Genomic DNA, 270 nt, shown 5'->3' with positions numbered 1-270 from the left:
ATACAGCAATGGCCATCTCGCATTCACCCGCCTGAACAGGCGCAAGCAACCGCTTTGCTTCCGCTGCGGTATGCTGCAGATCACTGTCCAAAAGCAACAGAATCTCTCCGCTTGCCTGATTCCAGCCTGTTTGCAGAGCATGTCCTTTTCCCTGATTACGCGGCAGCCGAATAACACGATCCGTCCAGGAAAGCGCCAGGTCTGCAGTTTTGTCGCTGCTCCCATCATCGACAACGATCAGTTCGTCACAGGGAACATGCTGGCGGATTG

General features: G+C 54.4%; 1 protein-coding gene. It reads right to left on the bottom strand.

From position 1 onward, the window contains the following. The coding region (locus tag MXD62_RS08715) for a glycosyltransferase family 2 protein (RefSeq protein ID WP_248828878.1) at positions 1-270 on the bottom strand (270 nt) is incomplete at both ends.

It is taken from the genome of Frankia sp. Mgl5 (genome assembly GCF_023242985.1).
In the GTDB taxonomy this organism is placed as follows: Bacteria; Actinomycetota; Actinomycetes; order Frankiales; family Frankiaceae; genus Parafrankia; species Parafrankia soli.
Note: the sequence above shows the minus strand (reverse complement) of the source record. Positions and strands in the feature narration are given on the sequence as shown.